7 protein-coding genes are annotated in these 7,385 nt (G+C 59.6%); 2 read left to right on the top strand and 5 right to left on the bottom strand.

Annotated elements, in window-relative coordinates; genetic code table 11:
• Positions 1–869: 869 nt before the first annotated feature.
• A complete protein-coding gene (locus tag B7Z66_15495; protein ID OYV74732.1) occupies positions 870–1,343 on the top strand; it encodes a hypothetical protein in 474 nt (157 codons plus the stop codon).
• A 212-nt stretch (positions 1,344–1,555) separates the two neighbouring features.
• Positions 1,556–2,911, top strand: a complete 1,356-nt coding sequence (locus tag B7Z66_15490) for a hypothetical protein (GenBank protein ID OYV74731.1) — start codon at positions 1,556–1,558, stop codon at positions 2,909–2,911.
• Positions 2,912–2,964: 53 nt separating this feature from the next.
• On the opposite strand, the gene B7Z66_15485 is transcribed toward B7Z66_15490, so the two are convergent.
• From B7Z66_15485 to B7Z66_15465, 5 genes are all read right to left on the bottom strand, one after another.
• Positions 2,965–3,153, bottom strand: coding sequence for a hypothetical protein (locus B7Z66_15485; GenBank protein OYV74730.1), 189 nt, complete (start codon positions 3,151–3,153; stop codon positions 2,965–2,967).
• 121 nt (positions 3,154–3,274) lie between these two features.
• Complete coding sequence (locus B7Z66_15480; protein ID OYV74729.1) at positions 3,275–3,523, bottom strand: hypothetical protein; 249 nt, start codon at positions 3,521–3,523, stop codon at positions 3,275–3,277.
• Between the two features lie 152 nt (positions 3,524–3,675).
• Positions 3,676–4,368, bottom strand: coding sequence for a hypothetical protein (locus B7Z66_15475; protein OYV74728.1), 693 nt, complete (start codon positions 4,366–4,368; stop codon positions 3,676–3,678).
• A gap of 269 nt (positions 4,369–4,637) precedes the next feature.
• Positions 4,638–6,278: a hypothetical protein gene (locus B7Z66_15470; GenBank protein OYV74727.1), complete on the bottom strand. Its 1,641-nt coding sequence runs from the start codon at positions 6,276–6,278 to the stop codon at positions 4,638–4,640.
• Between the two features lie 336 nt (positions 6,279–6,614).
• A complete protein-coding gene (locus tag B7Z66_15465) occupies positions 6,615–6,914 on the bottom strand; it encodes a hypothetical protein (protein ID OYV74726.1) in 300 nt (99 codons plus the stop codon).
• Between the last annotated feature and the right edge of the window lie 471 nt (positions 6,915–7,385).

Genomic DNA, 7,385 nt, shown 5'->3' with positions numbered 1-7,385 from the left:
TTAGACTATGGTTCCAACTCCATGACCGAGTGAGGGTTGGCGCCATGACGCGACGGATTCTACGGGATGGCCAGTGGGCCCGAATCCAAGATCTTCTCCGCGGCCCGGAGTGAGGCGGTAGATCGATAGTCGAGGCAAGAATCATCCAGAGGGATGACAGGAATGTCTCCGCGAAAACAATCCATCCGAATTTCCAGGCGAGTGCCGACCTGCGAAGGAGTACATAGAACAGGGGCGCATACGACAGTCCAACGACAATTGTAACCGCCCACTGGGTCGGACTTTCAGGGATCGTATAGCCGAACAGATGCCCACCATAGCCGCCGAGAACCAGATCTGTTAAGGCGTAGATGGGAACGAAAAGACAAAAGCCCATCAGGCCGCGAATTCCGGATGGTAGTTGTGCTCTATCCGGGGATGCCATATTCGCCTCCTCACGTACCCAGATGTCGCCTACACGTGATCGCGCAGCTGCCGCCACAGCGGGCCTGCGGCGCGCCACCCGGTTACCAACCATCATCCGATACTGAGGCCACGCGCCAACACACCTCCGCGACAGCCTCGCGCCAGGCTGGGGCTGCGTACGCCTCCGAATTGGATCTTTGACAAAAATGGCGCTAGATTGAGGAAAATCGATCCTCGCAGGAGCTTCCTGCATGGCGGATAAGAACCCAAAGGCACGGTGGACGCAACGATCCGCTCCGCCACCCACGCGCCACGCTCGCTCCACACAATACATTTCCCTATAGATAGGTCGGCGCCAACCGGATGGGCGGTTTAGTCCAACGCACATTTATCCACCATGCCGCGCACGCCGGATAAATGCTTATACGTTATACCCCTAATGTAACAACTAAGAGGATCATCGAATGACGGATGAATCCAAACCGCCCTTTCCACCTTTCGATCAAGACGCTGCGGTTAAGAAAGTTCGCCTGGCAGAAGATGCGTGGAACTCGAGAGATCCCGAAAAGGTTGCCCTCGCATATACCAGTGAGAGTCAGTGGCGCAACAGAAGCGACTTTATATCCGGCAGGCAGGAAATTGTCGCCTTCCTACGACGCAAGTGGAACAAGGAGCTGGACTACCGGCTAATCAAAGAGCTATGGATTGCCTCTGGTAACAGAATAGCGGTTCGGTTTGCGTATGAGTGGCACGATGACGCTGGGCATTGGTTCCGATCATACGGCAACGAGAATTGGGAATTTTCCGATTCCGGTCTCATGAAACGTCGCATAGCCAGCATCAATGATCTGCCAATCAAAGACTCGGAACGCAAATATCACTGGCCACTCGGTCGCCGTCCAGACGGCCACCCGAGCCTATCCGAACTTGGTTTTTGAACCAGCGGTGTATACAGGAGTGTCGCTACCTCGTGAAAGATTTTAAGAGCGAAGGGGACAGATTTATTTGGCGCGCATCTCGCGAGGTTGATTGCCCGGCTTGCCGAACTCAGGAACAAAAAGGAGTCGGGGTGAGCGCGGCGGGTCAACGTGATGCTGACCAGTGTGCAAGGATTGCCCAAGGACTTTAAGGATCCAGAAGGAGCGAAATTATGAGCGCTAACACGGAGTTTGATCTGATCGTGATCGGCGGCGGGACAGGTGGAAATGGTGTCGCCCGGATGGCCGCCAACGCTGGTTGGAAGGTCGCCAGCATCGACAGCCTGCCGTTCGGCGGCACCTGTGCGTTGCGCGGGTGCGATCCAAAAAAGATGCTAATCGCTGTAACTGAGGGGATTGAGTGGGCCCGCAACATGGACGGCAAGGGGCTGGAGGCACAGACCTCCGTCGACTGGCCGGATATGATCGCCTTCAAGCGCACGTTCACCGACGCGATGCCTGAACGCATTGAGGGCGGGCTGGAGAAGGCGGGTATCACCGTGTTGCATGGTGAGGCGCGCTTCACCGCGCGTAACAAGATCGAGGTAAACGGCGAGACCCTGTCCGCAAAGAACTTTCATATCGCCACCGGCGCTCGACCAATGACGCTGAAAATCCCCGGTGAGGAGTTACTCGCAACCAGTACTGATTTCCTCGAGTTGCCCGAACGGCCGGAAAGCATCGTGTTCGTTGGCGGCGGATTCATTGCGATGGAATTCGCCCACATCTCGAAGCGAGCGGGTGCGCGCGAAGTGACGGTTCTGGAAATGATGAATCGACCGCTGGGGAATTTCGATCCGGATCTCGTCGAAGTTCTCAGCGAAGCAACTGCGGATCTTGGCGTAGACCTGCGCACCGAGGCCAAAGTCCTCAGGATCGAGAAGAATGGTTCGGGTTTTACGGTGGCTTACGAGACACCGAAGGGGCCGCAAACCGTTCGTTGCGACCTGGTGGTTCATGCGACCGGGCGCGTACCCAATATTGACCATCTCAATCTCGAAGCTGCGGGCGTTGAGTATGGCCGGAAGGGCATCAAGGTCAGTTCCTTCATGCGCACCACCAACCCCGCCATCTTCGCCGCGGGCGATTGTGCGAACAGCGGCCCGAATCTTACGCCTGTTTCAGCTTACGAAGGTCGGATCGCGGGCAAGAACCTGCTTGCCGGTAAGGATGATCGTGAGGTGAACTACCCGCCGATCCCAAGCGTCGTCTTTACGCTTCCGCAGCTGGCATCGGTCGGGCTGTCCGAAGCTGCAGCGCGCGACAACGGATTGGATTTCGACACCCACTTCGAGAAGACGGCGAACTGGTATTCGTCGCTGCGTGTCGGCGCCAAGCACAGCGCCTACAAACTTCTGGTCGAAAAAGGGACCGGCAAGATCCTCGGCGCGCATTTGATAGGGCCGGGTGCTGAGGAACAGATCAACCTCTTCGCAATGGCGATGAACGCAGGCCTAAGCGCGAACAGGATCAAGGGCATCATATTCGCCTATCCCAGCTTTGCATCGGACATCAGTTCGATGGTTTAACAAGGTCTCATCTTGGGAACCTGTGAACAAGTAGCGGATAATGCCACCCCAGCTCACCTACAGACGTAAATTCGGCGAGAAACTCGAATGACCTCGCCCTGACCTTGATAGGCCGAGTCGCCCCAGCTCCGGGTCTCCTCCCCGTGCAACAGATCCGGCAGGCAGGTGGCATCGTGGACGTTGGCCGGGCTGGCGGCCACCGCATCGGGGTACTTCTCAAAGCCCGTCGTGCCCAGCGTCATTTGTTTGCTCATTCATGCCTCTGACCCGTTGGAATGTGCTTACCCTATGGATCATGGACTTTGCAGAGGTTCCTTAAGCTTCATTTCTACACCTTCCGTCGGTTGGGGTCTTTCCCGGATTTTAGATTGCCTCCACAGGGATCGGTCGCGCCATGCGCAGGCCTTTGACGTGATCGCGCTGCATCTCGGCAAGCTGGGCGCGCACGGCATCCTTCCAGTGGACCTCAGGCTCGTAACCGAGGAGCTTCAGGGCCCGGGCATTGCTGGCGGCGGTTTCCTCCAGCAGCAGGACGACGCTGCGGGTGATGAAGGGGTCCCACGGTGTCATGCGCGATACCGCTTCCATGCAGCGCGCGAAGGCGTAGGCCATTGGGAAGGAGACCGCGAAGTGCGGCAGCGGGCATCCGTAGCCTTCGCGCAGAAAGAAGCGGCGCGAACGCCTGCGGTCAAGGCAGGCTCAAGGGAAAATCATCCTGCCGAATGTAAAGCCGGATGTTCGTAAATTTCCTTGGTCGATTTGGCTCAATCCGGCGGATTTGGGAATTTACCGGTTACCTCCGCAGCCGCGCGATGTCGCAATGACAGATAGGCGGCCAGTAGCCCTAGCACGAGACCAGCCAGTACATCCACGACGACATGCTGGCGTGTGGCCAGCGTGGAATAGACGATGCCGGTGCACCACAGCCAGTTGCAGCTGAGTATCCACCGCGGTGCGCCAAAGCGGCGCAGCAAGTGGTGGATCCAGATCCCGGAGAAAACTGCCGTGGTGACATGCAGCGACGGGCAGGCATTGCCCGCGGCATCCATGTTCCTGAGAAAATCCACGTCGGGATACAGCGCCCAGTTGATATTGGCGGGGGGTACAACCGTGGGCCAGAAGTAGAAGACCAGCAGCCCTGCGAAACAGGTCATGGCCATGGCACTGCCATAGCGGTACAGCTCGCGCCGCGTCGCCAGCAATGCCGGGGGCAGCGAAACGTAGATCCACAGTGATACGTACAAGAGCAAGGCCTGAGGTTGAAACCCAATCAGGCGATCCAAAAAGGTGATGGGCATTACCGTTACCGGGTAGGCCGGGTGCCTGAGCAGATAGAAATAAGCGCCGAAAAATACGCCGATGAAAAGCGTCGTTCCAATACCCTTGAGATACGGATGCCTGGGCAATACCGCTGTAACCTGACGGTACCAGGGATTCTGTTGCCCATTTTCGTTCAAGGATTACTCACCATGGGAGGCGGCAATAGCTGCGGCGAATCACGAAACGGCGTGACGCAAGGTGACAAAACGTGGGTCAACTGCCGCAACGGCGGCCAGAACACTGGGGCGCACTTCAACAATTACAAGGGTGCCGTCGGGTGGGGGTACCGCATTGCCGCCATGCCCGGGCAGAATAGCACTCGTTTGCAGGCCTCGCAACGGCCTGGTTTGTGCATTGAAATTCGAAACTCGCCCGCGTAATAGTCCGCCGGACCGGGCGGCCTCCCCTACTCCGCCGCCCCGGCACCGATGAACTCAACGACGCTGTTGCCGAGAAAATTGGCGACCCACAAGTTCCCGGCCCCGTCGACGGCGACGCCGCGTGGTTCATTCAGGCCGCCGCCGGTGAACCCGGTGCTGGGTGAGAGCGGCGTACCGTCGCCCGCGAGTTCAGTAATGCTGTTTCCAACGAAGTTGGCTACCCATACGTCGCCCAAGTTATCCAGGGCAATCCCATCCGGTGCATTAAGTCCACCGCCGGTGAACGGGCTCCCCGGGACGGGCGTGCCGTCAGCCGCCAGTACGGTGACACCGGTGGTACCGATATTGACCACCCACACACGGCCCGAATGGTCAATGACCATTCTAAATGGCTGATTCAATCCTCCGCCAGTGTAGCCGCCGATGGGCGAGATCGGGGTGCCGTCGGAGGCAAGCTCAGTGATACTGTTCCCGGTGGCATTGGTCACCCACACGTGGTCCGCGCCGTCCACGGCAATGGCGATTGGCTGGTTCAATCCCCCACCGGTGAAACCGCCTGATGGCGACAACGGCGTGCCGTTAGAAGCCAGTTCGGTGACACTGTTACCGTTCCGATTGGTTACCCATACGTCGCCCGAGTGGTCAAAGGCAATGTTCGCAGGCCCGGCCAATCCACCCCCGACAAAACCAGTCACTGGCGAGATTGGCGTGCCATTCGCAGCCAGTTCGGTAACGGTGCCAGCCGCATGGTCGGCCGCCCACACGTGGCCCGACGGGTCCACGGCAATACCCGATGGCCCCTTCAATCCACCGCCGGAGAATCCAACGGAGGGCGATATGGCCGTTCCGCTGGGCGCCAGCTCAGTGACGCTGTCGCCGGCAAAGTTGGTCGCCCATACATTGCCGTTCCCGTCCACGGCAATATCATACGGCGCGTATAGGCCTCCGCCCGTGTATCGGAGCGCCAGCATCAGACTGTGCGCACCGATGGCAGGTGCCGGGCTGGTATAGGGTCCACCGGCCGCCAGCGCCAGCAACGCCCCGACGTTGTGTGCCGGGTTGCGGGCGATGTCCACCACCGCTTGCAGAGTGTCCACGGGCGCGGCGGCACCGCTCGGGGTCGCGTCCGCCATCAGATTCTGGCACGCGGGCGCGCTCGCGCTCGTCTGCACGCAGTTGGCGAGCGCATCCGCCAGGGCGTTGAATTTCGCCTCGGTGGTGGTCGCCGCGCCGTTGCTCGTGCCCTGGATCACATTGCCTGCGCCGCCCGTGGCGATGTCCACGAGGTCTCCGATCGGTGCCAGGGCCAGCGCCAGGTGCCGACCCGCCGAGTCCGAAAAGCTTCCCCCAGAGAAGAATCCACTCAGTGCGTAGCCGGTGGCGACCGTGGTCAATTCGTCGACGGTCACGCTCGCCGGAGGGGTCGCAGCGGAGAAGGCCGTGGCCAGTTCGATGTCGGGGTTGATCCCGTTCCCGCCATTCCCGCCATTCCCGCCGTCGGCCAGCACATAGAGCACCGTACCCCCGCCGGGGTTCGCATAGTTGATGGAGAAGCTGCCGCTGCTATCGGTAGTGGCACCGCCCAACATCGTAGGACTCGCACCGGGCGCGGTGCCGGCCTCGTAGAGCGTCACCGTCGCCGCGCTGACCGGTTGCGTGCCGCCCATCACCGTGCCGGATAGGTTCGCCGTCACGCTCGGAGAGCCAGAGGCGGAATTTGCCGCGCCGCTAGAATTGCAGCCCCCCAGCAACAGCGCGCACCCCAGCGACACAGTCCCAACCGCAATTAGGCCACGCAGCCCGCGGGATCCATATCGGGATCGAAATGGGATCATGTTGTCTAGCCTTGATGAGCGTGCCCGTAGCCGGCACCTTCGCGGAAAATCTACCATGGACGTAGCATGGTTGTCGCACCGCTGGGGTGGCTGAATACTGTTCGTTTCTTAACTGTCGCGGGTTATCGGGCGTGGCGAAAAAGCGCGGCGTGGTTGCCGCACCGACATCTATAGATCCGTGAAGGTTTTCTGTAGGATGTCCATTGATATTGCGATAGGGATGACCATGGCGAACACCAAAATGCCGGGGTGCGTGAAACTGTCGAAATCGGAATACTTCACCACGGCCGCGTCAAAATGCCGCGCCTTATCTACGCCGATCACCACGCCTGGATCGACTGTGACCAGGTATCCACGCGGGCACGCCGAACCATGCGCACACATGAGGACGTTGACTACAACGAACCGGACGCGATCAGAACGGACATAGGGATGAACCGCAAGCATCGCCTTGGACCCCCACGCCATCGCCACCGACGACCGCGTGCTCAAACGTCGTCGCGTAGCGACTCGTCTGGTAATCTCGACGCAGGGCCCTGGAAACTCACCATGCCAGTTCGGTCGCACCCACGCGTATCCGGATATTTGAAGCCGGTTTGCGCGACGACTCCGCGCGTCTGTCGGCGCGGCCTTGCGTTTAAGCTAATTACAGCGTCGCGGGATATTTGCGATGACTCTTGCACTGTCTCCCGCTGACCTGACGATCTTGAATAAGTTTTACTTCAACGTTGCACGTAGTCGCACCCCGCCAGGTCGCGTACGATAGTCGCTACGCCCCACCGACTCACATGGGACTCAGGCGCGCCCGCCGACCGAAATCCCCGCAGCCTCACTAAGCCGGCTACTCAGCCCCGGTAACCGAACAGACCGTGTTCTTTGATCAACGCCGCGGCCGGCTCCGGGACCATCGATTCCCAAGCCGGGTCCCCGTCGCGGATA

The organism is Chromatiales bacterium 21-64-14 (assembly GCA_002255365.1).
Classification (GTDB): domain Bacteria; phylum Pseudomonadota; class Gammaproteobacteria; order 21-64-14; family 21-64-14; genus 21-64-14.
The sequence above is the reverse complement of the archived record's forward strand: the minus strand, read 5'-3'. Positions and strand labels throughout refer to the sequence as shown.

Excerpts from the sequence above, each read along its gene's own strand:
- B7Z66_15480 (OYV74729.1), bottom strand. The coding sequence starts at position 3,523 with ATGGCCTACGCCTTCGCGCGCTGCATGGAAGCGGTATCGCGCATGACA.
- B7Z66_15485 (OYV74730.1), bottom strand. The coding sequence starts at position 3,153 with ATGACGCTGGGCACGACGGGCTTTGAGAAGTACCCCGATGCGGTGGCC.
- B7Z66_15495 (OYV74732.1), top strand. The coding sequence starts at position 870 with ATGACGGATGAATCCAAACCGCCCTTTCCACCTTTCGATCAAGACGCT.
- B7Z66_15490 (OYV74731.1), top strand. The coding sequence starts at position 1,556 with ATGAGCGCTAACACGGAGTTTGATCTGATCGTGATCGGCGGCGGGACA.
- B7Z66_15465 (OYV74726.1), bottom strand. The coding sequence starts at position 6,914 with ATGGCGTGGGGGTCCAAGGCGATGCTTGCGGTTCATCCCTATGTCCGT.
- B7Z66_15470 (OYV74727.1), bottom strand. The coding sequence starts at position 6,278 with ATGGGCGGCACGCAACCGGTCAGCGCGGCGACGGTGACGCTCTACGAG.